Source organism: Streptomyces sp. NBC_00878, from assembly GCF_026341515.1.
GTDB lineage: Bacteria > Actinomycetota > Actinomycetes > Streptomycetales > Streptomycetaceae > Streptomyces.
In genome coordinates this window covers 2456551-2478441 of the sequence record NZ_JAPEOK010000001.1, presented here as the reverse complement: position 1 = coordinate 2478441, position 21891 = coordinate 2456551, and the positions used below count along the sequence as shown (strand labels likewise).

General features: G+C 68.5%; 21 protein-coding genes and 3 pseudogenes. 7 read left to right on the top strand and 17 right to left on the bottom strand.

Annotation, left to right across the window (positions count from 1 at the left end; genetic code table 11):
* Positions 1-4: 4 nt before the first annotated feature.
* The 6 genes from OHA11_RS10100 to zapE all read right to left on the bottom strand — a co-directional run bounded on the left by OHA11_RS10100 (position 5) and on the right by zapE (position 6727).
* Complete coding sequence (locus OHA11_RS10100; RefSeq protein ID WP_266494294.1) at positions 5-1402, bottom strand: PhoX family protein; 1398 nt, start codon at positions 1400-1402, stop codon at positions 5-7.
* A 97-nt stretch (positions 1403-1499) separates the two neighbouring features.
* Positions 1500-2492 (bottom strand): slipin family protein, encoded by a 993-nt coding sequence (locus OHA11_RS10095; protein WP_266494292.1) that lies wholly within the window; start codon positions 2490-2492, stop codon positions 1500-1502.
* Positions 2493-2659: 167 nt separating this feature from the next.
* The gene (locus tag OHA11_RS10090) at positions 2660-4129 is read right to left on the bottom strand and encodes a SulP family inorganic anion transporter (RefSeq protein WP_266494290.1); all 1470 of its coding nucleotides are present in this window, start codon (positions 4127-4129) and stop codon (positions 2660-2662) included.
* Positions 4130-4206: 77 nt separating this feature from the next.
* Entirely contained in the window at positions 4207-4797 is a 591-nt protein-coding gene (locus OHA11_RS10085; protein ID WP_266494287.1) for a carbonic anhydrase, read from the bottom strand.
* A gap of 157 nt (positions 4798-4954) precedes the next feature.
* On the bottom strand, positions 4955-5329 hold the full coding sequence (locus OHA11_RS10080; protein ID WP_266494285.1) for a hypothetical protein: 375 nt from the start codon (positions 5327-5329) through the stop codon (positions 4955-4957).
* Between the two features lie 243 nt (positions 5330-5572).
* The gene (gene zapE, locus OHA11_RS10075; RefSeq protein WP_266494282.1) at positions 5573-6727 is read right to left on the bottom strand and encodes a cell division protein ZapE; all 1155 of its coding nucleotides are present in this window, start codon (positions 6725-6727) and stop codon (positions 5573-5575) included.
* A gap of 37 nt (positions 6728-6764) precedes the next feature.
* Between zapE and OHA11_RS10070 the strand changes: the two genes are divergently transcribed.
* From OHA11_RS10070 to msrB, 4 genes are all read left to right on the top strand, one after another.
* A complete protein-coding gene (locus OHA11_RS10070) occupies positions 6765-7658 on the top strand; it encodes a pyrimidine reductase family protein (protein WP_266494281.1) in 894 nt (297 codons plus the stop codon).
* Positions 7659-7792: 134 nt separating this feature from the next.
* Positions 7793-8266 carry an indole-3-glycerol phosphate synthase gene (locus OHA11_RS10065; RefSeq protein WP_266494278.1) on the top strand — a complete coding sequence of 158 codons (474 nt, stop codon included), beginning with the start codon at positions 7793-7795 and terminating at the stop codon, positions 8264-8266.
* A gap of 177 nt (positions 8267-8443) precedes the next feature.
* The gene (gene murC, locus OHA11_RS10060) at positions 8444-9832 is read left to right on the top strand and encodes a UDP-N-acetylmuramate--L-alanine ligase (RefSeq protein ID WP_266494276.1); all 1389 of its coding nucleotides are present in this window, start codon (positions 8444-8446) and stop codon (positions 9830-9832) included.
* Between the two features lie 28 nt (positions 9833-9860).
* Positions 9861-10268, top strand: a complete 408-nt coding sequence (gene msrB / locus OHA11_RS10055) for a peptide-methionine (R)-S-oxide reductase MsrB (protein WP_266494273.1) — start codon at positions 9861-9863, stop codon at positions 10266-10268.
* Between the two features lie 323 nt (positions 10269-10591).
* Here msrB and OHA11_RS10050 read toward each other — a convergent pair.
* The 3 genes and pseudogenes from OHA11_RS10050 to OHA11_RS10040 all read right to left on the bottom strand — a co-directional run.
* Positions 10592-11139, bottom strand: a pseudogene (locus tag OHA11_RS10050) (transposase); the annotation flags it as partial.
* Between the two features lie 135 nt (positions 11140-11274).
* Positions 11275-11769, bottom strand: a complete 495-nt coding sequence (locus OHA11_RS10045; RefSeq protein WP_266494271.1) for a VOC family protein — start codon at positions 11767-11769, stop codon at positions 11275-11277.
* 592 nt (positions 11770-12361) lie between these two features.
* Positions 12362-12480 (bottom strand): annotated as a pseudogene (locus OHA11_RS10040) (RNA-guided endonuclease TnpB family protein); the annotation flags it as partial.
* 183 nt (positions 12481-12663) lie between these two features.
* Here OHA11_RS10040 and OHA11_RS10035 point away from each other — a divergent pair.
* Positions 12664-13494, top strand: a complete 831-nt coding sequence (locus OHA11_RS10035; RefSeq protein ID WP_266494268.1) for an IclR family transcriptional regulator — start codon at positions 12664-12666, stop codon at positions 13492-13494.
* A 466-nt stretch (positions 13495-13960) separates the two neighbouring features.
* On the opposite strand, the gene OHA11_RS10030 is transcribed toward OHA11_RS10035, so the two are convergent.
* Positions 13961-14911 (bottom strand): DNA-3-methyladenine glycosylase, encoded by a 951-nt coding sequence (locus OHA11_RS10030; protein WP_266494265.1) that lies wholly within the window; start codon positions 14909-14911, stop codon positions 13961-13963.
* Between the two features lie 2 nt (positions 14912-14913).
* Positions 14914-15309 carry a VOC family protein gene (locus OHA11_RS10025; protein ID WP_266494262.1) on the bottom strand — a complete coding sequence of 132 codons (396 nt, stop codon included), beginning with the start codon at positions 15307-15309 and terminating at the stop codon, positions 14914-14916.
* Between the two features lie 67 nt (positions 15310-15376).
* On the opposite strand from OHA11_RS10025, the gene OHA11_RS10020 reads away from it, so the two are divergent.
* Positions 15377-15835 (top strand): MarR family winged helix-turn-helix transcriptional regulator, encoded by a 459-nt coding sequence (locus OHA11_RS10020; protein WP_266494259.1) that lies wholly within the window; start codon positions 15377-15379, stop codon positions 15833-15835.
* Positions 15836-16650: 815 nt separating this feature from the next.
* Here OHA11_RS10020 and OHA11_RS10015 read toward each other — a convergent pair.
* From OHA11_RS10015 to OHA11_RS10005, 3 genes are all read right to left on the bottom strand, one after another.
* Positions 16651-17001, bottom strand: a complete 351-nt coding sequence (locus OHA11_RS10015) for an antibiotic biosynthesis monooxygenase (RefSeq protein WP_266494256.1) — start codon at positions 16999-17001, stop codon at positions 16651-16653.
* Between the two features lie 306 nt (positions 17002-17307).
* Positions 17308-17649, bottom strand: coding sequence for a YciI family protein (locus tag OHA11_RS10010; RefSeq protein ID WP_266494253.1), 342 nt, complete (start codon positions 17647-17649; stop codon positions 17308-17310).
* A 337-nt stretch (positions 17650-17986) separates the two neighbouring features.
* Positions 17987-18112 carry a hypothetical protein gene (locus tag OHA11_RS10005; protein WP_266494251.1) on the bottom strand — a complete coding sequence of 42 codons (126 nt, stop codon included), beginning with the start codon at positions 18110-18112 and terminating at the stop codon, positions 17987-17989.
* A gap of 107 nt (positions 18113-18219) precedes the next feature.
* Between OHA11_RS10005 and OHA11_RS10000 the strand changes: the two are divergent.
* Positions 18220-18792 (top strand): annotated as a pseudogene (locus tag OHA11_RS10000) (transposase); the annotation flags it as partial.
* Between the two features lie 35 nt (positions 18793-18827).
* Here OHA11_RS10000 and OHA11_RS09995 read toward each other — a convergent pair.
* From OHA11_RS09995 to OHA11_RS09985, 3 genes are read right to left on the bottom strand one after another with little or no spacing between them, the layout of a single operon-like run.
* A complete protein-coding gene (locus OHA11_RS09995; protein WP_266494248.1) occupies positions 18828-19748 on the bottom strand; it encodes a VOC family protein in 921 nt (306 codons plus the stop codon).
* A gap of 26 nt (positions 19749-19774) precedes the next feature.
* Positions 19775-20620: a fumarylacetoacetate hydrolase family protein gene (locus OHA11_RS09990; protein ID WP_266494245.1), complete on the bottom strand. Its 846-nt coding sequence runs from the start codon at positions 20618-20620 to the stop codon at positions 19775-19777.
* A 39-nt stretch (positions 20621-20659) separates the two neighbouring features.
* Positions 20660-21832, bottom strand: coding sequence for an acyl-CoA dehydrogenase family protein (locus OHA11_RS09985; protein ID WP_266494244.1), 1173 nt, complete (start codon positions 21830-21832; stop codon positions 20660-20662).
* Positions 21833-21891 lie beyond the last annotated feature (59 nt).

The window sequence follows — 21891 nt, the reverse complement described above, 5'->3', positions numbered from 1 at the left end:
GTTGCTACCTCCGCCAGGGGCCCGTCACCGCGAACGTCGTCCCCGGCGTGTAGCAGTTCACGTACATCGTCCTGCCGTCGGGCGAGAAGGTGACGCCCGCGAACTCGCCCCACTCGGGCGCGTCCGGCGTACCGATGTTCTGCCGGTTGCGGGCCATCGCGTACACCTCGCCGCGCCGCGTCACGCCGTACACGTGCTGTACGCCCCCGCCGTCCTCGCAGACCATCAGGCCGCCGCTGGGTGCGAGGCAGATGTTGTCCGGGGACTCGCCGGGCAGCTGTACGTCCGTGTCCGGGCCGAAGACGATCACCAGGGTGAGTCGGCGGGCGTCGGGGTCGTACCGCCAGATCTGGCCGAAGTGGTCGGCGGCCGAACCCGCGCTGCTGTGCGCGAAGGACGAGACGAAGTAGACGGACCTGCCGCCCCAGTAGCAGCCCTCCAGCTTCTGGGCGTGGGTGATGCCCTTCGGGCCGAAGTCCTGGAAGCGGATGGCGGTTTGGGCGGCGAGCGGGTCGGGGACGTCCACCCACTCGATGCCGTCGAAGGATGCGCCCGTCTCCTGGATCGAGGAGAGGTCCGGTACGCCCGGCACGCGCATCGCCTGGAGCCGGCCGCCCGCGCGGAGCGAACCCAGGCCGCCCTCCGGCTTGTTGGGCAGGAAGCGGTAGAAGAGGCCGAAGGGCCTCTCGAAGGCGTCCTCGGTCTCGTAGACGATGCCGCGCTTCGGGTCGACGGCGATCGCCTCGTGCTGGAAGCGGCCCATCGCGGTGAGGGGGACCGCGCCCGTGCGGTGCGGATGCGCCGGGTCGACCTCGAAGATGAAGCCGTGATCCTTGGTGTAGCCGTTCGTACCGGCCTTGTCCTCGGTCTCCTCGCAGGTGAGCCAGGTGCCCCAAGGGGTGGGCCCGCCCGCGCAGTTGACGGCCGTACCGGCGATCGCGACCCGCTCGTCGAGTACGTTCCCGCGCGCGTCGACCGTCAGCGACGTACAGCCGCCCTTGCCCATCGGGTCATAGGTGAGGCCCTCGATCGTCGGGACCGGGATGCGGCCGGTGTTGCGGTTCTCGTGGTTGCGGACCAGGTGGACGACGCGGCCGTGTCTGTCGCCGGAGCCGGACCGTCCGGCGAACGCGGCCATACCGTCGTGGTTGCTCGGCACCCGGCCCTCGCCGGAGCGCAGTTGGTCGCCCTCGCGCGAGAGCACCCGGTAGCGGAAACCTTCCGGCAGATCCAGCAGGCCGTCCGGGTCGGGGACCAGGGGGCCGTATCCGGTGTGGCCCAGCGCGGTGGCTGTGCCGGTGAAGAGCTCCGACATCGCTCCCGTGAACGCGATGCCAACTCCCAGGGCACCGGAGCGGGCGAGCACCTCGCGTCGTGTTGCGGGCATGCGAGAAGCAGACATGTGACAGACCTTCCTGTTGGCGGACAGGAGAATGTGATCCGCCTGTGTGTATCACGCGACCCCAGGCACGTGAACCACGCGCGTAGCTGTGGCGTTCTTACGGACCGTCAGATGACCCGGATGGCGGGAGAGTTGGCCCGTCCTGGTCTTGCGTCTGCCCGTTGGGCCGGTCTTGCGTCTGTCTGTCGGGCCGATCTGTCGTCTGTCTGTCGGGCCGATCTGTCGTCTGTCTGTCGGGCTGGTCTGCCGCCTGTCCGGCGGGCTGGATCGCCGCCTGTCCCTCGGGCTGGATTGCCGTCTGCCCGTCGGTCGTTCCTTGGGGCTCGTTCGGCTGCTGTGCCCGTTCCAGGAACCGCAGCAGCTCGACCGGGAAGGGCAGGACGAGTGTCGAGTTCTTCTCGGCCGCGACCGCCACCACGGTCTGCAGCAGCCGGAGTTGGAGTGCGGCGGGCTGCTCGGCCATGACCCCGGCGGCATCCGCCAGCTTCTTCGACGCCTGGAGTTCCGCGTCGGCGTTGATGATCCGTGCCCGGCGCTCACGGTCGGCCTCGGCCTGCCGGGCCATCGACCGCTTCATCGTCTCCGGCAGCGATACGTCCTTGATCTCGACGCGGTCGATGGAGACGCCCCAGTCCACGGCGGGGCTGTCGATCATCAGCTCCAGGCCCTGGTTGAGCTTCTCGCGGTTCGACAGGAGGTCGTCGAGGTCGCTCTTGCCGATGATCGAACGCAGTGACGTCTGTGCCATCTGCGAGACCGCGAAGCGGTAGTCCTCGACCCGGATGATCGCGCTCGGCGCGTCGACCACCTTGAAGTAGACGACCGCGTCGACACGCACCGTGACGTTGTCCCGGGTGATGCCCTCCTGTGCGGGCACGGGCATCGTCACGATCTGCATGTTCACCTTGTGCAACCGGTCGACCCCGGGGACGACCATCGTGAACCCCGGAGAGCGAGGGTCACCGCGCAGCCGTCCGAGCCGGAGGACCACTCCGCGTTCGTACTGCTTGACGATCCGTGCCGCCGCCGCGACGTACACGACTCCGGCGGACACGACCGTCACCGCCGCGACCACGAGTTCTTCGACCATGACGACCCCCTGCCTCCGCGCCCTCTGTCGATCGAGTCGCCGCTTATATGGCTATTTCAACGATACGCCCGAGTTCCGGCAGCGGAACGGCCCGGGGCTCGGTCGAGCCTCGGGCCGTTCCTGCCTGCTCAGGCGGCTATCGTGCCTGCTCAGGGGGCTACGGGGGACTAGGGAGCCGTGACCTTCACCGGTTCCGTGCCCGTCGCGCTGTGCCGCTCCGCCCAGTTCTCCAGGGCCGTTCGGCACGCGTGGTCCAGGTGGTGCAGCCCGGAGAGGTCCAGTTCGACCGGCCGGTCCTGGGGCAGTGCCTCCAGGTTGTCGAGGATCTTCGGCAGCCGCAGGAACGTGGCGTTGCCCGACAGGTACGCCTGCACGGGGCCCGCTCCCTTGTCGATGACCTCCAGCTTGAGGTGCGAGGCCTCCCAGGCCGTCTTGGCGACCGCGAGGGCGAGTCCGATCAGAACCCCCTCGAACATGCTCACCGCGACGATCGACCCGGCCGTGACGACGAGGATCAGCGCCTCGCCCCGGTGCTCGCGCCACAGCGACGCGATCTCGCGCAGCGGGATCAGCTTCCAGCCCGCGTGCACCAGGATGCCCGCGAGGGCCGGCAGCGGGATGTAGGCCAGCACGGCCGGCAGCAGCGCCGCGAACAGCAGCAGCCACATACCGTGCATCACCCGGGACGCCTTCGTCAGCGCGCCCGCCTGTACGTTCGCCGCGCTGCGCACGATCACCGCGGTCATCGGCAGGGCGCCGAGGAGCCCGCAGACCGTGTTGCCCGCGCCCTGCGCCATCAGTTCCTTGTCGTACTCGGTACGCGGTCCGTCGTGCAGCCGGTCCACGGCGGCGGCGCTGAACAGCGACTCCGCCGAGGCGATCAGTACGAAGGCCAGAATCGTGCCGAGCATGCCCACGCTCGCCAGCTCGCCGAAGGCATCGAGGCCCGGCAGCTGGATCGAGTCGAGCAGGCCCTTCACCTCGACGGTCGCCACGGGCAGGCTGAACACGAGCGTCACGAGGGTGGCCAGCGCGACCGCGGCGAGCGCCCCCGGGACCGTACGCACTTTCTTCGGCAGCCGCTTCCACAGGACGAGTACGGCGATGGTGCCGACCCCGAGCCCGAACGAGGCCAGCGCCTCGGTGGACCCGGCGGAGTCGGCGACCAGACCCGGCAGCCCGGCCAGCTTGCCCAGCCCCGAGGCGGGCGCCTCCGTGCCCGCCACGGAGTAGAGCTGCCCCGAGATCAGGACGAGCCCGATCCCGGCCAGCATGCCTTCGACGACGGCCACCGAGATGGCCCGAAAGTAGCGCCCCAACTTCAGGGCGCCCATGGCGACTTGGATCAGACCCGTGGCCAGCACGATGACACCGAGCGCGGGCAGTCCGTACTCGCGTACCGCCTCGAAGACCAGCACGGTCAGACCCGCGGCCGGACCCGAGACCTGAAGGCTGCTGCCGGGCAGCAGTCCGGTGACGAGGCCGCCCACGATGCCGGTGACCAGGCCGAGTTCGGCGGGCACGCCCGACGCCACCGCCACGCCCACGCACAGCGGCAGAGCGACGAGGAAGACGACGAGCGAGGCGGCGAAGTCCTGCCGCAGTCGGGGGAACTTCATTCGGTTGCCCGGGCTCATTCGGTTGTTTGTGGGGCGGTTGTTTGCGGGGCGCTTGCTTGTGGGGTGGTTGCTCGTGGGAGTGTTCATCGCGTCGCTCACAGCTCCTCGAAGGAGTCGGAGCGCACGTCGTGCGCCAGGACGGAGCCGGTGTGCACCTCGTAGAACCAGCCGTGCAGGCGCAGTTGACCATCCGTCAGACGCCGTGCCACGCACGGGTAGGAGCGCAGTCGCAGGAGCTGGGTGAGTATGTGGCTCCGCACGGCCTCGGCGACGGACGGGTCCTCAACAGCGCCTTCGGGGCGGGGAGTCGAGTGCGCGAGCCAGTCGCGTACGGCCGGAACGGCCGTCAGGTCGTCGCCGCGCACCAGCGCGCCGACGGCACCGCAGTGGGAGTGGCCGCAGACGACGATGTCCGCGACCCCGAGCACCTCCACCGCGTACTCGATGGTGGCCGCCTCGCTGGTGGGCTGCGAGGAGGTGTGCGGGGGGACGATGTTGCCCGCCGTGCGCAGTTCGAAGAGTTCACCGGGCCGGGCTCCGGTGATCAGGGCCGGGACGACCCGGGAGTCGGAGCAGGTGATGAACAGGACCTGCGGGGACTGGCCTTCGGCGAGGCGGGCGAACTCCTCCGCGCGGTCCGCGGACCGCGCGCGAAAGGAGCGTGCGTGATCGATGAGGGGCTGCATGTGTCTGTTCCTCCTGGCGCGCCCGGGGGCGCGTCGGCGTACAAAAACGGAGCGCATGCGGGTACGGCGACATGACCCCACGTCGACGCGCTCGGCGGACGTGGCGTGGTGAGGGCGGGTCAGGTCGGAGTCGCTTCGTGCCCGGTGGGGGGTCGGGTCAGCAGCGGAACACTTGAAGTGCCGCCGCGGAATGGGCTGTTGACGATCTCGTCGTACGGTGGTGCGCCGCGGGAGCGGCGACGTGCGACGGGTCGTCGTCGTAGGTCGCGGGGTCCTTGCAGAGCAACGAACGCGCGGGTGACTGGGAGACCTGGTCCGCGACGCGGATCCGGTCACGGGTCCGCAGGGGACCCGTCGGACCGCCCGGGTGCAGGGCCTCGTCACAAGTGACGAACTCGGCCTCGCTCTTGGGGCCCATGACATGGGTCACGTGCGCGGAAGCGAACGCCGAAGCGGGCGTGGAGAGGGGCAGGGCGAGCAGGACGACGGAGAGCAGGGCGAACAGGATCCGGGTCGTCTTACCTCGTGACATGCGCCCCCTCTCGGCCGACGTCGGGTCGGGTGCTCTCACGCTGACAGGTACGTTAACGCGGGAACTTGTTTGCAGGGTTAACGTAGCGTTTCACCCTGAAGAGAGCCTGAAGAGGGCTGAAGAGCATCGAATGCGGGCCGGAAACAGACCGAAAAACGGCCCCGATTCGGCGGCCTTGATTCGACGGCCTTGATACGGGGGACTGGTTCACTCCTTCACGAGGCCGTTCAGCCGTTCAGCCGTTCATTGCGCCTTTACGAGGTCCTTCGCGTCCCGTGCCAGCGCCGTGAGCCGTGAGATCGCGCGGAAGTACTTCTTGCGGTAGCCGCCGTTCAGCATTTCCTCGCTGAACAGTTGGTCGAAGGGCCGCCCCGAGGCGAGTACCGGCACCTCGCGGTCGTACAGACGGTCGGCGAGGACGACGAGCCGCAGCGCGGTCGACTGGTCCGGGACGGGCTGTATGTCCGTGAGGCAGACCGCCGTGACCCCGTCGGTCAGCGCGCCGTACCGGCTGGGGTGGACCCGGGCCAGGTGGTCGAGCAGATGCGGGAAGTCGTCGAGCGAGGCCCCCGGCGTCGCGTACGCGGCCTTCGTGACCTGCTCGTCGGAGTACGGGGCCGGGGCGTCGGGCAGCCCGCGGTGGCGGTAGTCCTCGCCGTCGATGCGCAGTGACCGGAAGTGCGCCGACAGGCCCTGGATCTCGCGCAGGAAGTCGACCGAGGCGAACCGGCCCTCGCCGAGCTTGCCCGGCAGGGTGTTGGAGGTCGCGGCGAGCGCCACACCCGCCTCGACGAGCCTGCCCAGCAGGCTGGACACGAGGACGGTGTCGCCGGGGTCGTCGAGCTCGAACTCGTCGATGCAGAGCAGCCGGTGCCCGCTCAGTGTCTGCACGGTCTTCTGGAAACCGAGGGCGCCGACCAGGTTCGTCAGCTCCACGAACGTGCCGAAGGCCTTGAGGGAGGGCTCGGCCGGGTTCGCGTGCCAGAGGGAGGCGAGGAGGTGTGTCTTGCCGACGCCGTAGCCGCCGTCGAGGTAGACACCGCGGGAGCCGGCCGGGGCCTTCGCGGCCTTCTTCCCGAAGCCGAGGAAGCCGCGCCCGCCCGTCTCCCGCCCCCGCCCTTCCAAGGAAGCGCTTCGCGCCTTTTTCTTTCCGGAACCGGTGGCCGGTGCCCGGCCGAGACCCGCCGCGAAGCCGTCGAGGACGCGGACGGCCTCGGTCTGGCTGGGCTGGTTCGGGTCCGGAATGTACGTGGCGAAGCGGACCGAGTCGAAGCGCGGCGGCGGCACCATCTCGGCGACCAGCCGGTCCGCGGGGACGTGCGGCTCGCGGGCGCACAGGGACGACGGCGCCGCGTCGGCTATGGAGCCGAGACCGGAGGCGGTGGTGGAGGCTGACACGGTTCCCTACTGTACGGCTCGTGCCAGACTGCACGACATGCGACGCCTGTTCCCTGTGACTGACGAGACAGCAGCTCGGGCCTCGGATGAGGCCCCTGGTACGGCCGGCCGGGCCGGTGCGGAGGGGGTCGACGGGGTCGACCGGGAGTGGGGGCTGGAGGAACTGGCGGAGGCGTATGCCTATCCGTCGGGGTCGTCGGGGTCGTCGGGTCCGTCGGGCGCCTCCGGTCCGCCGGACGGCTCGGGACCGTCGGGCGCCTCGCGGCGGCAGCCCTGGCTGCGAGCCAACATGGTGTCCACGCTCGACGGCGCCGCCGCGCACGACGGGCGTTCGCAGCCCATCTCCAGCGCCGCCGACATGCGGATCTTCGGCACGCTGCGGGGGCTCGCGGACGTCGTGGTGGTCGGTGCGGAAACCGTACGCCAGGAGGGTTACCGCCCGGCACGCGCGCGGGAGGACTTCGCCGCGCTGAGGGAGGCGGCGGGGCAGGGCCCGGCCCCGGCGATCGCGGTGGTGAGCGCGAGCCTGGACCTGGACTACTCGCTGCCGCTGTTCACCTCGCCGCTGGTCCCCACGCTCGTGCTCACCGGGGCCGGGGCCGCCCCCGACCGGATCGCCACCGCCGAGAAGGCGGGCGCACAGGTCGTGATCGCCGGGGACGGCACGGGCGTGGACCCGGCCCGGGCCGTACGTGAGCTCGCCGACAGGGGTCTGTACCGGCTCCTGACCGAGGGCGGGCCCCGGCTGCTCGGCCAGTTCGTCGCGGCCGGGGTTCTCGACGAGCTCTGTCTGACCCTGTCCCCGATGCTCACCGCGGGCGACGCCCAGCGCATCGCCGGCGGCCCCCCGGTGGCGGTGCCGAGGCGGTTCGAGCTGACGTCTCTACTGGAGGAAGCCGGGTTCCTCTTCAGCCGCTACCGTCGGACCTGACCAAGTAGGCGGAATCATCCGTTCCGTTTTGCTTCCGCTGGGCACACTAAATCTCGCAGACCCCGTGTGGTCTCGGGGCAGGATGGTTTCCGCAGGGGCCTACGGACGGCCCACGGATGAGAAGGGCGCCTGTCGTGTTCACAAGCGTACTGATGATCGAGAAGGCCCTGACGTCCGCGGACGTGGAGTTCGTCACCAGCTTGCACGGTGACGAGAGCGTCGCCTTCCATGTGCTGCTCCAGCCCCGGGGCGACCAGGCGGACCGGTTGCTGCGGGCCATTGACGACGTGGCGCTCGGCGAGCTGGACGAGGCGACCCGCGAGCGTGAGACGCCCGAGGGCGTGGCGGCCGTCGACCAGGGACAGAAGGCCCTGGAGGTGTCGCTGGTGGCACTGCGGGCGGCGGGCAGCGAGGCGGAGGGGCGGCTGATCGAGGATCATCCGCTGGATGCGCTGAAGGGGCTGGTCGACGAGATCGATGCGGATGAGGTCATCGTGCTGACCGACCCTCATTACGTGGAGGAGTTCTTCCACCGGGACTGGGCCTCGCGGGCTCGGCACAAGGTGGGGGTGCCGGTGTTGAAGCTGTTCTCGCACAGTAAGTCGTGAGTGGTGGGGCTGCGGCTGCGGGGGTCTGAGTTTCGGCTGCGGGTGCGTGGGGGCTGGTCGCGCAGTTCCCCGCGCCCCTGTAGGGCGCCGTCTCCGCAGCCCTTGCGGGGCCGCTGTCGCCGTACCGAATAAGCTGGGCGCGCTCATCGTCGTACCCGAATCCTGGGAGAAACACCTATGGCACCCGGTCTTCCCACCGCCATGGACCGACCGCACTTCATCGGCATCGGCGGTGCCGGGATGTCGGGGATCGCGAAGATCCTCGCGCAGCGCGGGGCCGAGGTCGCGGGCAGTGACGCGAAGGAGTCCGCGACCGCCGAGGCCCTGCGCGCGCTGGGGGCGACGGTGCACATCGGCCACGCGGCCGGGCATCTCGACGACGACGCGACCTGCGTGGTCGTGTCGTCCGCGATCCGCGCCGACAACCCGGAGCTGGCCCGCGCGGCCGAGCTGGGCATCCCGGTCGTCCACCGCTCGGACGCCCTCGCCCGCCTGATGGACGGCCTGCGGCCGATCGCGGTCGCGGGCACCCACGGCAAGACGACCACGACGTCGATGCTGGCCGTCTCCCTGTCGACCCTGGGCCTGAACCCGTCGTACGCGATCGGCGGCGACCTCGACGCCCCCGGTTCCAACGCCCTGCACGGCGAGGGCGAGATCTTCGTCGCCGAGGCCGACGAGTCGGACCGCAGCTTCCACAAGTACGCGCCCGAGGTGGCGATCGTGCTGAACGTGGAGCTGGACCACCACGCCAACTACGCCTCGATGGACGAGATCTACGAGTCCTTCGAGACGTTCGCGGGCAGGATCGTGCCGGGCGGCACCCTGGTGATCACCGCGGACCAGGAGGGCGCGCGCGAACTGACCCGGCGGCTGCCGGACGGCGTCCGGGTGGTGACGTACGGCGAGTCCGAGGACGCGGACGTACGTGTGCTGTCCGTGGTCGCCCAGGGCCTGAAGAGCGAGGTGACCGTCGAGCTGGACGGCTCGCCGCTCACCTTCACGGTCTCGGTCCCCGGCCGTCACTACGCGCACAACGCGGTGGCGGCGCTGGCGGCGGGCGCGGCGCTGGGCATCCCGGCGGCGGAGCTGGCCCCGGCCATCGCCTCGTACACGGGCGTGAAGCGGCGGCTCCAGCTGAAGGGCGAGGCGGCGGGCGTGCAGGTCATCGACTCGTACGCGCACCACCCGACGGAGATGTCCGCCGACCTGGAGGCGATGCGGGCGGCCGCCGGTGACGCCCGCATCCTGGTCGTCTTCCAGCCACACCTGTTCTCCCGCACCCAGGAGCTGGGCAAGGAGATGGGCGAGTCCCTGTCCCTGGCGGACGCCTCGGTCGTGCTGGACATCTACCCGGCCCGCGAGGACCCGATCCCGGGCGTGACGAGCGAGCTGATCATCGAGGCGGCCCGGGCGGCGGGCGCGGACGTGACGCCGGTGCACGACAAGGCGGAGGTGCCCGCGGTGGTGGCGGGAATGGCGAAGCCGGGTGATCTCGTTCTCACCATGGGCGCGGGTGACGTGACGGACCTCGGACCCGAGATCCTGACCCGCCTGTCGAACTAGCCGTACTTGTTGTGAGGGGTTGAGCTTCATGTCGTACGACATCGAAAAGCCGGACGAGCAGTGGCGCGCGGAGCTGAACCCGGCGGAATACGCGGTCCTGCGCCAGGCAGGCACGGAGCCGGCGTTCACCGGCGAGTACACCGACACCAAGACGAAGGGCGTGTACTCCTGCCGCGCCTGCGGCGCCGAACTCTTCACCTCCACGGAGAAGTTCGAGTCGCACTGCGGCTGGCCGAGCTTCTTTGATGCACGCAACTCAGACGCGGTAGAACTTGTGTCCGATACGTCGCACGGGATGGTGCGGACCGAGGTGCGGTGCGCGCGGTGCGGGTCGCACCTGGGGCACGTGTTTGAGGGCGAGGGGTATCCGACGCCGACGGATCAGAGGTACTGCATCAACAGTATTTCGCTGCGGCTGGAGCCGGAGTCGGACTGATCCCGGCGTACAGCCCGACTCGTCTGCTTTTACGGCCCTGACCTGGGATTTTATCCGGGGCAGGGCCGTTTTGCAGTCGATGGGATGTTCCCCGTTGACCTGGGGTGTTCCCGGGAGTTCCTGCGACGTTGTGTGCTGGGTGTGCATTGGTCTTGGGGTGGCAGATGGTTGGGTGCTTGTGGCTGCACGGGTGGCGGCGGAGGCCCCGAAGTGCCGTGGCCAGGTTGTCCGGCAGGAGGTGTCGACGGCCCGAGCAGCGGTGGTGCAGGCTTGGGTGACGAATCGGACCACTCAGGGGACGTCCCGATTGATTGAGTGATAGTTCATGGGTTATGCCAAGTTATGGGTGTTTCGCCGGTTGCTCGTTTTGCGAGGTTCGAGATCATCGCGAGTCGGATCATGCTCTCCGAGTGGGCGGGTTTGGCCTCGTAGTCGCAGGCGAGTCGGCGGTGCATCATGATCCAACCGAAACTTCGTTCCACGACCCACCGCCTCGGGACCACTGAGAACCCCTTGACCTGGGTGTTCCTCGGGACGACGTCGACGTCGATGCCGAGAGTGGCGCCGTGTTCGATGGCCTGGGTCTTGTAGCCGGTGTCGACCCAGACCTTGGTGATCGTGGGGTGGTCGGCGGCGATCTGGGTGAGGAGCTGTTTGCCGGCCTCATTGTCGGAGATGCTGGCGGCAGTCATCATGACCAGGAGTAATAGGCCGAGGTGTCGACGACGATGCTGCGTTTGCGGCCCACGATCTTCTTGCCGTCGTCGGTTCCCTGGGTGTCGGTGGGGACGCTGGGGGCGGTCTTGACGCTTTGGGCGTCGATGACGCAGGCGGTGGGCTCGGCGGTGCGTCCTTCCTGCTCACGGACCATCCGGTGCAGGTGGACGCCGAGGGCAGACGCCTGCGCACTCCCACACCTTGATCGCCTACACCACCACGCGGGACGCCATCCGCTGAGGCAGTATGTCGTGTGGGAGGAAGCGCAGCCTTCGGCGACTCCCTCGCCCTATTCCACGGGCTGATACGCCGTGCCGCCGTCGGCGAGCAGTCGCTCGACCTCGGCGTAGATCTCCTCCGGCGCCATGCCGAAGTCGATTGTTTTGCGGAAGGGTTGGCGCACGTCCTTCTCTACGCGCAGGTAGACCTCGTTGCGGTTGCCTTCAGGGTCGAAAAAGTAGATGCCGAGGGCGTTGCCATGTGTCACCTCCTGTTGGACCTTCACGCCTTCTTCTGCGAATCGCTTGTGGAAGGCCCGCAAATCCTCCAGTGACTCCACTCGCCAAGAGATCTGGTGCTGCTGCTTGTCGCCCACAGCCGCTGTACGCCCCGTCTGGAGCACGAACTCGTGATGCTCCTCGTCGGGTCGCGCACTGAAGAAGACGATCTGGAGTTCCTCGTCCTCATCGGTCACCGTCAGCCCCAGGAGGCGCCCGTAGAAGTCCCGCATCTTCGGCAGGTCGTAGACCCACAACCCGGTGTGCCCGAGTCCGGTGATCGCCATGACACTCCTCATGTCTCGCTTTACAGGACATGCATCCTATATTTCGAATCATCTTACGGTCGTGAGTCATCGGCGGTCAACGAAGAACGGGGTTGGACGCGCTGTGCGGCCGGCCGTGCTGCCCCCTGTGGGCGGCACTCGGGCAGCCCGTCTCCAGTGCGGTCTGCGCAGCACACTCCCGGTCTCCCGTCCGGGTCTTGAGAGCCGCCGCGTTCTGCTCCGCCTCGCCGGCTGAGTCGGCTTTGGACTGTTGTCCTGACCACTCCTCGCAACGCGGTGAGCGCCGGTGGGCAGCTCGGTGGTCGGCCTCCTGCCCGTACCGACCTCGCCTGGTCCGGCCTCGCTGGTTTGTAGGCCCCGGCTGTCAGCCGTGACACGTCGCGGGTCGATCTGTTGACGCCGCGCCTCGTTCGCTGCGGGAGCGGGGGCGCCTCAGGGTCCAGAATGCCCGGCCCGGTCGCAGGGGCGTCACTACGACGCTTCGCCTTCAGGGATCCGCTGCGCACGAAGTCGGGAAGTGCGCTGCGCGGTTCGATCAAATCATCGAGATCCGCCAGTGCCTGCGCCGCGACGGAAAGGAACTCGGGGGTGCGGCTCCACATGTGGTGCAGGTGCAGGTGCGTTCAGACAGAGGAAGTGTGTGCCTGATTCTCGCTCCGCATGATGCGCAGTCCATGGGGTGTGCGCGGGGTGCATGAGGCGGACCTCGCGACGTCCGGATGCGATTCCCTCCCCGGCGTGAACGCCGGGACAGTCTTCGCAAGAAGCGCTGAAGTTTCGTGGTTTCCCACCCGCTGGCGCCTGCGTAGCAACGAGTGGGGGCCCTCGTCACCCCGTGCCGTGTTTCGCCAGCAGATTAATGATTCGAACTACTCTCCGCATACAATGTCCTGCATGACGGGACGTAAGGCTCGAGTAGAGCAGAAAAGCGAAGAGGCCACCGGCGGATCGACCACCTCGTATCGCGAACGCAACTCCACCGCCGACCGGGCACTGGACATCCTGCTCCTCTTCGACGACAACCGCTTGGTCATCAGCGGACAGGAGGTCGCCACCCGGCTCGGTGTGGCACGGTCGACTGCCTACCGCTATCTGCAGAGCCTGGTCGGCTCCGGCTTCATTGAGGAGCAGCAGCCCACCGGATATCGGCTCGGGCCGCGCGTGTTCGAGCTGGCCCGACTGGCCCGCAAGGGGCTCGGCCTGTCCGAGGTGGCGCGGCCTGTCATGCGCGAGCTGGCCGCCGAAGCATCGGAGACCGTGCTGCTCACCCGTCGTTCGGGCACGGTGGTGGTCTGTCTGGAACGGGAGGAGGCCGACCAACCTGTGCGCCTGTCCTACGAGCGCGGCCACGTCCTGCCTGTCAACGCCGGTGCCGCCGCCCTCGTGCTTCTGGCTTGGGCGCCGGATGAGGAGGTGGAACGGGTGCTCACGCAGAACGGCGGCCTTCCGCGATTCACCGGCGCCACCGTGACGGACCCGGCCACGCTGCGCCGACGGCTTCAGACGATCCGCAGCGAGAACATCGCCATTTCCAGCGGCGAACTCGACGAGGACGTGATGGGCATCGCCGCCCCCATCCGGGACGCCAGAGGAGAGGTGACCGCGGCAGTGAGTATTGCGGCGTTGTCGTACCGGGTGCCCCACGAACGAGTCCCGGCACTTGCCACCGCTGTGCGCGAGGCAGCCGGGCGCATCAGCGAACAGCTCGCCGTTCTCGACGCTTGACCGCAGTCCAGGCGTCGAGAACGCGAGCTGCGATCCAAGATGCCGAGGACCGCGCTCCCGCCTGCCGGTGAGGCCACAGACCCGGACTGCCCCCGCCTTGATCTTGCTCGGACATGGGATCGTCTGTGCTGCGGGGCCCTTCAGGAGGGGAAGAGCGGGACGTGCACCTCCAGGCCGACTACGCGCTCCGCGGGATCCCGCGGAGCGCGTAGTCGCGTCGGTACCGGAACGGTTCAGGTGCTGCGGGGCATCGGGTCCAGCGGACTCCATGTTGTTGTCGCGACCTCGGAAACGACGGATGATGCGGATTCGTGAAAATCACCAGTCCTGCTCTCCGTCCACGCTCGGTTGAGTAATCAACAGATGCCCCCGGGGCCTGTCCGAGTCGGGGTGGCTGTTTTGAACAGGGTGACGCATCGGTTGCGAAGGGGATTCAGGAGGTCGGGCGATTTCAGACGACGCACCATCACGTCCCGCTGTGCGTGCGCAACAGGAGGGCGGCCCAGCTGCGGTAGGGCGCCCAGCGGTTGCTGATGTCGGCGAGGCGGTTCGTGTCTGAGGCGTCCGGATCGCTCAGACCGTAGGCGCGCGCCATCGCGGCGTGCAGTCGGGGTTCGTGCCGTGGGAAGACGTCGGGGTGCCCGGAGCCGCGGATGAGGATCAGCTCGGCGGAGAACGGGCCAATGCCGGGCAATGCCTGAAGATGGGCAAGGGCATCCTTGGCAGGCATCGCCCGCAGTTGGCTGGCGTTCAGGTGGCCGGCGAGAGCTGCGTCCGCGAGGTGGCGCAGGCGTTCGACCTTGGTGTCGGGCAGCCCGGGGATGCGGTCGAGCCGGCGCAGGACCAGCGGGGTGGGAAAGGCGTGCAAGGTGCGGCCAGCGACGGTGACGTGCTGTCCGTGGTGTTCGGCGACGCGGGCTTTGATCGCGGCGGCCTGGACCATGCGGATGCGGTGGCCGATGACTGCCCAGGCCGCTGCTTCGTACGGGGAGTGGAAGCACACCGGCCGCAGTCCCGGGTATGCCGAGATGAGCTCGGCCATGACGGGATCGCCCTTGGCGAGCTGGGAAAACCCGCTGCCGTCGACGTCGAGCGAGAGGACGCGCGCCAGTTGCTGCCGCACCACATCCATCCCGGGGGAAGACGGGTCGGGCTCGGTTTCTGTGGCCGTCCGGGCCCGCCCCTCGCAGGGCCGGCCGGTGTGCACGATGGCCTCCGCCTCCACGATGCCCTGAGGGCCGTCTGCCTGTCTCACTTCGACGCCGACGGTCGAGTGGCCGTCGTCGGCGGGGAATGCCAGGCGCAGCGTCTGGTCTTGTGCGGTGTCGTGATATCCGGCAGGAGTGAAGCCCTTCAGGAAGCTGAGACCGGCTGCGAGGGAGAAGGGCCCTTGCGGGGTGATGGTGAAGGCGTGCACGGTCAGTTCCCGTGCGCGGTGATGGCGTAGCCCTCGGGGCCGAGGAAGGTGAACATCCTGCCGAACGGGCCGTCCTCCGGTGCCTTGACGATGGGGGTCCCGGCGGCCTGGAGGTGGTCATGGAGGGCCTGGGCGTCGCTGGTCCTGAACCACAGGGCGACGCCGAGGCCGGGCTGCTCCACACTGTCGAGGTCCACGCCCGGCAGGGGCTCGCGGACGGCGAACGCGACGGGCTCGGTGATGAACACCACGGCGCCGGGGGGTGAGGCGGGGGCCCGGCGCAGCCCGAGCTGTGTCTCGAAGAAGGCGGCGGCCGTGTCGACGTCACGCACCTGCAGTGCGATGAAGTCGGGCCCGGTGACGGAAACGGCGGTGGTCACAAGGTGCTCCTCAAACATGCTCGATGTCAGGACTTTGACATGAGTGACGGTAGGCGCCTCGCCTCGGCTATGTCAAACTCCTGACATGAGTGATGGGACAACCACCGACCCGATCCCGGCCGCCGACGTGACCGAGCGACTGGGCTACCGCCTCAAACGCGCGGCGGCCGCGCTGCGCGGCGCGATGGACAGGGCCCTGCGCGAGTACGGCCTGACCGTGCCGCAGTATGCCTGTCTCGAACTGCTCGACCAGCAACCCGGGCTGTCCAACGCCGAGCTGGCCCGCGGCACCTTCGTCACCCGGCAGTCCATGAACGTCGTCCTGCGTGGACTGAAGGATGCCGGCCTGATCATCCGCGCGACCTCTACAGACCATGGCCGTGCTCTGCCCACCCACCTCACCGAGGAGGGCCACCGTCGCCTCGCCGCGGCACGCTCTGCCGTCTACACCATCGACCAGCAGATGACCGACGCCGTCCCGCCGAAACGCCTCGCCACCCTTCTCGCCGACCTGGACCGCATGACGGAAACACTCGGTGGGTGAACCGGTCTGAGCTCGATGAGCGGGCGCCGTGTGCCGCCGCAAAGCTAAACGATCACCGGTCGGTCCCGGTGTCGTGTCCCTCCCCCCGGTGGCGGGCCCAGGCCACGTCCGGGCGGTGATCGAGAACGGGACCGCCTGTAGGTGGGGAGACAAGGCGAGCCGGTCTGGGGAACTCCTGAGCAGGGGGTGGGGATTTCCAACGAGCCCCATCACGCAGGTTACGGGTGAACTCGGGCTGTTGCCGCGCGGCGGCGAGATGCTGTTCGGGTTCCCACGCGACGTGCCCGTACAGCACAGGACTGTCCTGCTGGAGGTAGGAGGTCGCGGAACGGAATCCGGGGAAGTGCCGGATGGCCGAGGCGGTCTCTGTGATGTTGTATTCGGCGAGCTGCCGTTGCTGCCCGCCGGCCGTGGTGAGGGTGATCCACCCCTGGCGGCCCGTCTGTCCCTCGCGCCCGGGTGCTGGGGGCCGGATCGGCGCCGATGCGGCAGTAGTGCTCGCAGGGCGTGATCGTCAGGTCCTCGAGGTACAGCGCTTCGCCGAGCTCAAGTGGCAGCCCAGGAGGGGAGTTGGGAGGGATCAGTACCGGGCAACCCATTGTCGATGGTGTAGCAGGACACCGGGGGCCGGGCTCTTCGGGGCGACCGGAGGCCGTGGGATCCGGCCGCGCAGGATGGTGAAGGGACGCGGTGCGGTCATGGTGTCCTCCCTTGCCGACGACGAGGCGTCACGCGGCGGGACGCCTCGGGACGGACGGCGGTGTCGTTCGGCCGGCCAGGTTCGGTCGGAGTGCTGCCGACTGCTCGGGCAAGGCTCACGCCCGGCCTGGGTGGTGGATCGACTGCACCTGCGCGAGGGTTGGGTCCCACTTGTCCGCACCGGCAGCGGCCTTGGTTATGTGCTCGCGGACGTCAGCGCGCTGGAGCGCGTCCTTGTAGTGCTTCTCGCTTGCCCACTGTGCATAGTTGATCACGCGGGTGCCGTCCAGGCTGGTGTGCAGGTTGGCGGAGATGAAGCCGGGCACCGTCGTGAAGATCTGTCGGGTGGCCTCGTCCAGCGCTTCCACCAGCGCCATCTGCCGCTCGGGGGCGACGGTGAACACGTTCACCAAGGTGACCTGGTCGGTGTTGGCCGTGACGGTGATCGTGGTTACTGGCGTGGTCATGGTCTCTCCTCTTGGAAGGTTCAGGATGGTTGGAGCGCGGGCTCGCCGATGGGTCGGGGGAGACGGGTCGCGCCCGTCGTGTGACCCGCGCGCCGAGGTCAAAGAATTCTCGATGGCGGCGATGGTGGTGCCTGGCCGGATGAAGCTGGTTCCTTCCGGCTTGCGATGTGCCGCATCCCGTGCGGGAGCGGCGTTCACAGCAGGCGCAGTCGTTGAGGTGGGAACTGCCGGCGGCAGGGCCGGGCGTTCCGGGGCGTTCGTCCGGCGGGGCGCCCAGCGTGGTTCGCGCCTGCACGAGGTCGTGGGTCAGGTCTGGTGTGCCTTGGCCTGGTTCATTGCGTTCACCGTCCTGGTGTCGAAAGCGCCGATGCCCAGCAGGTGGTGCACCTCCCACGGGATGACTTCGTACTCCCGGAGGCCGGCGGAGATGAAGGGATCCGTGCGGCACAGCTCGTGGACGTCCTGCTTCGACATGTGCCCGAAGAGCATGATCCCGAGCTCCTTGTCCGGGGTCGGGCCGGCTATCAGGACTTTGCCCGCGAGCTGCTGCTCGCGCATCCATGCCAGGTGGTCATCAAGGTGTTCGAGCGCATGTTGGACCGTCGCCTCTCTGTCGCCGGTCCAACGGTGCAGAGTGAGATGCCACATGGTGCCTCCAACTGTCGGGGCGAGCCGATGATGTGGGCCGGGCTCCGGTTCTCTATGGGTGAGTGGGTCGAGGAAGCTCAGCGCCGAGCAGCCTCCTGGGCCTGCTGCCTCTGAGCCGCGTCACAAAGCGCTTCGGCAATGGGCGTGCCGCGACCGTCAAGATGTCCCGTAAAATAGAACCTATGACCTGTATAGCAGGGCAATGGCGAGGAAAGCAATGCTCTCCTGCCGGGGTGGTTGTGTGCGGGCAGCAAAGACGCACTGGCGGGCAGGGGTGCGGAGCGCATCGGCTGGTTCCGGTGGCTGGCATCTCGTCGGTGGTGGAGGTGGGGCGTGTTCATCCCGCGGTATCCCCGGCAGGAGCGACGAAGGTGTTGACGAGCTTCATGGGCCGTCCGTTGTCGGGGCCCAGCAGTTGGCTCTGGAACACCGCGGCGGGGTCGAGTTCCTTCAGCTCGATCAATGCAAGCTCCGTAGTTGTTGGGCGGCCAGGGAGGACCGGATGCGGCTTATGCGGCTTGCCCTCAGCGGCTCCCAAGGAGTGGCCGTCCGGCTCTCGGGGCTATGGCTGCCGACAATGTCGCGGCCATAGCCCCGCAAGCCGTCCAGGACCAGCAGACCGCGTTGCCCGGGGAGGACGTCGGCGCTGAGATCGTCGCCGACCTGGGCGCTCAGATCCTCGCCCTGGACAACCGCCTCAAGAGCACCGACCGGCAGATCCGTGACGCCTTCCGCAGCCATCCGCGAGCGGAGATGATCGAGTCACTGCCCGGCATCGGGCCGATGCTCGGGGCGGAGTTCGTTGTGGCGGCCGGTGACCTGCCGGCCTACGCCGACGCAGGCCATCTCGCCTCCGCGGCCGGGCTGGTGCCCGTTCCCCGCGACTCGGGCCGCCGGACCGGCAATCTGCACCGGCCCAAGCGCTACAGCCGCCGCCTGCGACGGGTGTTCCACATGTCTGCGCAGACCAGCATCATCCGCGAGGGACCGAGCCGGGACTTCTGCCTCGGGAAACGCGGCGAAGGGCTCAAGCACGTCCAGGCCGTCGTCGCCCTGGCCCGTCGGCGAGCCGGCGTCCTATGGGCACTGCTGCGCGACAACCGGGCATTCACCTCCGCCCCACCGGTCGCGCAGGCGGCCTGACTTCGCCACTGAGACTCCTTGAGCGCGGAGGGCTATCAGTTGCTGTGTGAGCCGGTCATCAGATCGGCCAGGTCGTCGGGCTTGATGAACGAAGGCGGCGGTGGCGGGCCCCAGTTGAAAAGGCCCTTGGCGCCGTCGAAGACCTCCGGTTTCCACAGCTGGTCGTCGAGGATGCAGTCCATGTCGGAGTAGTACTCGCAGAAGTTCCCGGCGGGGTCCTTGAGGTACCAGAAGAAGTTGGAGCCGGCGTGGTGGCGTCCCAGACCCCACACGTGCCGTTCGGGATGGTTCTCCAGCATCGCGGCGGCGCCTCGGCCGACGTCGTCGATGTCGTCGACCTGCCAGGAGGTGTGGTGCAGGAATACGACGGGTGCGGCGAGGACGAGGAGGTTGTGGTGGTCGGTGGAGCAGCGCAGGAAGGCGCCGACTTCGCCCATCAGGTCGGACACCTTGAAACCGAGGCCGTCGGCGAAAAAGCTGGTGGTGGCCGCGAAGTTGGTTGTGCCCAGAACCGCGTGGCCCAGCTTGCGGGGCCTTACGGGAGAGCTGCGCACGATCCCGGGGGCGCGGCTGGTCGTGCGCTCGGTGCGGCCCGGCCCGTTGTAGGGGGTGGGAGGGGCCAACGTCTGCGTGATCCGGGGTTCGACCCGCAGGACGGCGCGGACGCGGGTGGTCTGCTCGTATGCGATGAGTGCGTCCGAGTCCAGGTCGGCAGGAATGCCGAGCCGGTCCAGGCGCACAAGGACTGAGGCGAGGTCGTCGGGGCTGTCGACACCGATGGACACCTCCAGTAGGCGTCGTGTCGGCGCAGGGACGACGCGGAGCTGGCGGCCACCGTCGCGTGTGCTCAACCAGCCGTCAGGTTCAGCGGAGAGGCCGAATTCGGTGTAGTAGGAGATGGTCCGGGCGGGGTCGGGGACGCCCATGACGATCGAGGACAGACGGTGCAGGGCCATGCGGCACTCCCTGGGCGGACGGGTGTTCAGGCGCGGAAGGTTTGGCGGAGTTCCCCGATGCCCTTGATGCGGCTGACGAGTACGTCGCCGGCCGCGATCCAGCGCTGGGGCGTGCGGCCCAGGCCGACGCCTGCGGGGGTGCCGGTGAAGACGACGTCTCCGGGAAGCAGCGGCAGGATTGCCGACAGCCGTGCGATCAGTGCGGGTATGGAGAAGAGGAGGTCTCGGGTGCGCGCCTTCTGTACTTCCTCACCGTTGAGAGTGCAGCCGAGCTCCAGGTCATCGGGGTCGGCCAGGGCATCGGGCGTGACCAGACAGGGGCCCATCGGTGTGAAGCCCGGGTACGACTTGCCGAGGCCGAACTGTGGGGCGGGTCCGCTCAGTTGTGTGATGCGTTCGGAGAGATCCTGTCCCGCGGTGAGCCCGGCGATATGCAGCCAGGCCGCTTCCTCGTCCACCTGGTATGCCTCTTCACCGATGACGGCGACGAGTTCGACTTCCCAGTCCGTGTGTCCGCCCGCAGGCAGCCGGACTTCAGAAACGGGGCCGGTGATGCTGGAGACGTACTTCGGGAAGACGGGTGGGAGTGTGTCAGGGGCGGCGAAGCCGGACTCATCGGCGTGGGCCCGGTAGTTGAGTCCGACGGCCAGAACCTGCCGTGGCCGCGGGGTGGGCGAGCCGAGGTCTGCTGAGACGAACGGGCGCCCGGGCGGCAGAACGGTGTCGGCCTGCCAGGTGCGGAAGGCCCTCCACTGCTGGTAGATCTCCTGTGGGTCGGAGCCGAAGCGACCATTGCTGGCCTCCTCGACATCCACGGCCAGGCCGTCGTCCGTGACAAGGACCAGACGCCCTGCAAGATTGGCTGTACGCACATGCTTCTCCTTTGCGGAACGGGGTGAAGGAAGCGCGGTTCAGACGAGTGGTGTGATGCTGTCGTCGACTCCGAGCAGGGCCTTGCCGTACACCTCGAGCGCCACGGTGGGTGCGACCACCGCATGGCGGCCCGCGGTGTTCGCGTCACGCCAGATGCGCTGCAGGGGGTTGACGTCGGCGAAGGACCCGGCGCCATGGACATTGATGATCGTGTTGATCGCCTCAAGCACGTTCTGGACGGCCCAGCCGGCATCGGCCCGTACCCGGGCGCGCTGGGTGAAGTCCGGGTACACGCCGCGCCGGGCAGCCTCATCGATGTCGGCGGCGGCGCGCTCCGCGTGCAGCACGGCGGTGTCGATCCGCTGGGCCGCCTCGGCGAGCTGCATCTGCACGGCCACCGACTCAGCCTGCGTCTCGTAGAAGGTGTACGAGATGGGCTTGCGGGCGGCCTTGTCCGCGGCGTATTTCAGCGCCGCCCGGCCCAGGCCCAGCTGAGGGCCGGCGAGGACGAGGGCGAGGACCGGCACGAACGCGGACCGGGCCATCGCCTCGTCCAAGTGCTCGGTGGGGTACCGGCCCTCGATGGCGGCAGGCACGGACAGCACCCGGTGGTCGGGCACGAAGACGTCCTCGACGATCAGGCAGTTGCTTGCGGTGCCCTTCATTCCGGCCACGAACCAGGTGTCCTCGATGGAGAAGTCTGATCGCGGCACAAGAACGAGCGCCTGGTCGACAACCTTCCCGTCCGTGTCGGTCAGCGGCGCACCCAGTACGGCCCAGTCGGCGTGCGAGGAACCGGAGTTGTAGTACCAGCGGCCCGTGACCTGCCATCCGCCGTCGACCTTGGTGGTGGAGGAGGTGGGGGCGAGGACACCGGTGACGCGGGCGTCCGGGTTGCCGCCGAACACGTCGTCCTGTGCCTTGGACGGGAAGAGACTGGTCAGCCAGTTGCACACGTTGACGAGGGTGACCACCCAGGACGCCGAACCGTCGCCCTCGGCCAGGGTCGCCGATACGTCGAGCATCATGCGCATGGACGTCTGATGACCGCCATAGCGCCGAGGGGTGGCGAGCTTGAACAGTCCGGCTTCCGCGATCGCGTCGATCACCGGATCCGGGATCCTGCGGGCGGTCTCGATGTCGGCGGTGTGCTCACGCAGCAGGGGCTGGAGGGCCACGGCCCGGGCGAGCAGTTCATCGTGAGTCGTCATCGTGGTGCGTTCTTTCTCGTCGGGTGGCGGGTCGGACATCCGTGCCCGCGAAGCGGGCC

Coding starts and splice junctions, on each gene's coding strand:
- OHA11_RS10085 (WP_266494287.1), bottom strand. CDS start 4,797: ATGCAGCCCCTCATCGATCACGCACGCTCCTTTCGCGCGCGGTCCGCG.
- murC (WP_266494276.1), top strand. CDS start 8,444: ATGGCACCCGGTCTTCCCACCGCCATGGACCGACCGCACTTCATCGGC.
- OHA11_RS10035 (WP_266494268.1), top strand. CDS start 12,664: ATGACGGGACGTAAGGCTCGAGTAGAGCAGAAAAGCGAAGAGGCCACC.
- OHA11_RS10010 (WP_266494253.1), bottom strand. CDS start 17,649: ATGTGGCATCTCACTCTGCACCGTTGGACCGGCGACAGAGAGGCGACG.
- OHA11_RS10045 (WP_266494271.1), bottom strand. CDS start 11,769: ATGGCGATCACCGGACTCGGGCACACCGGGTTGTGGGTCTACGACCTG.
- OHA11_RS10015 (WP_266494256.1), bottom strand. CDS start 17,001: ATGACCACGCCAGTAACCACGATCACCGTCACGGCCAACACCGACCAG.
- OHA11_RS09985 (WP_266494244.1), bottom strand. CDS start 21,832: ATGACGACTCACGATGAACTGCTCGCCCGGGCCGTGGCCCTCCAGCCC.
- OHA11_RS10070 (WP_266494281.1), top strand. CDS start 6,765: ATGCGACGCCTGTTCCCTGTGACTGACGAGACAGCAGCTCGGGCCTCG.
- OHA11_RS09995 (WP_266494248.1), bottom strand. CDS start 19,748: ATGGCCCTGCACCGTCTGTCCTCGATCGTCATGGGCGTCCCCGACCCC.
- OHA11_RS10025 (WP_266494262.1), bottom strand. CDS start 15,309: ATGTTTGAGGAGCACCTTGTGACCACCGCCGTTTCCGTCACCGGGCCC.
- OHA11_RS10020 (WP_266494259.1), top strand. CDS start 15,377: ATGAGTGATGGGACAACCACCGACCCGATCCCGGCCGCCGACGTGACC.
- OHA11_RS10100 (WP_266494294.1), bottom strand. CDS start 1,402: ATGTCTGCTTCTCGCATGCCCGCAACACGACGCGAGGTGCTCGCCCGC.
- OHA11_RS10095 (WP_266494292.1), bottom strand. CDS start 2,492: ATGGTCGAAGAACTCGTGGTCGCGGCGGTGACGGTCGTGTCCGCCGGA.
- msrB (WP_266494273.1), top strand. CDS start 9,861: ATGTCGTACGACATCGAAAAGCCGGACGAGCAGTGGCGCGCGGAGCTG.
- OHA11_RS10090 (WP_266494290.1), bottom strand. CDS start 4,129: ATGAGCCCGGGCAACCGAATGAAGTTCCCCCGACTGCGGCAGGACTTC.
- OHA11_RS10080 (WP_266494285.1), bottom strand. CDS start 5,329: ATGTCACGAGGTAAGACGACCCGGATCCTGTTCGCCCTGCTCTCCGTC.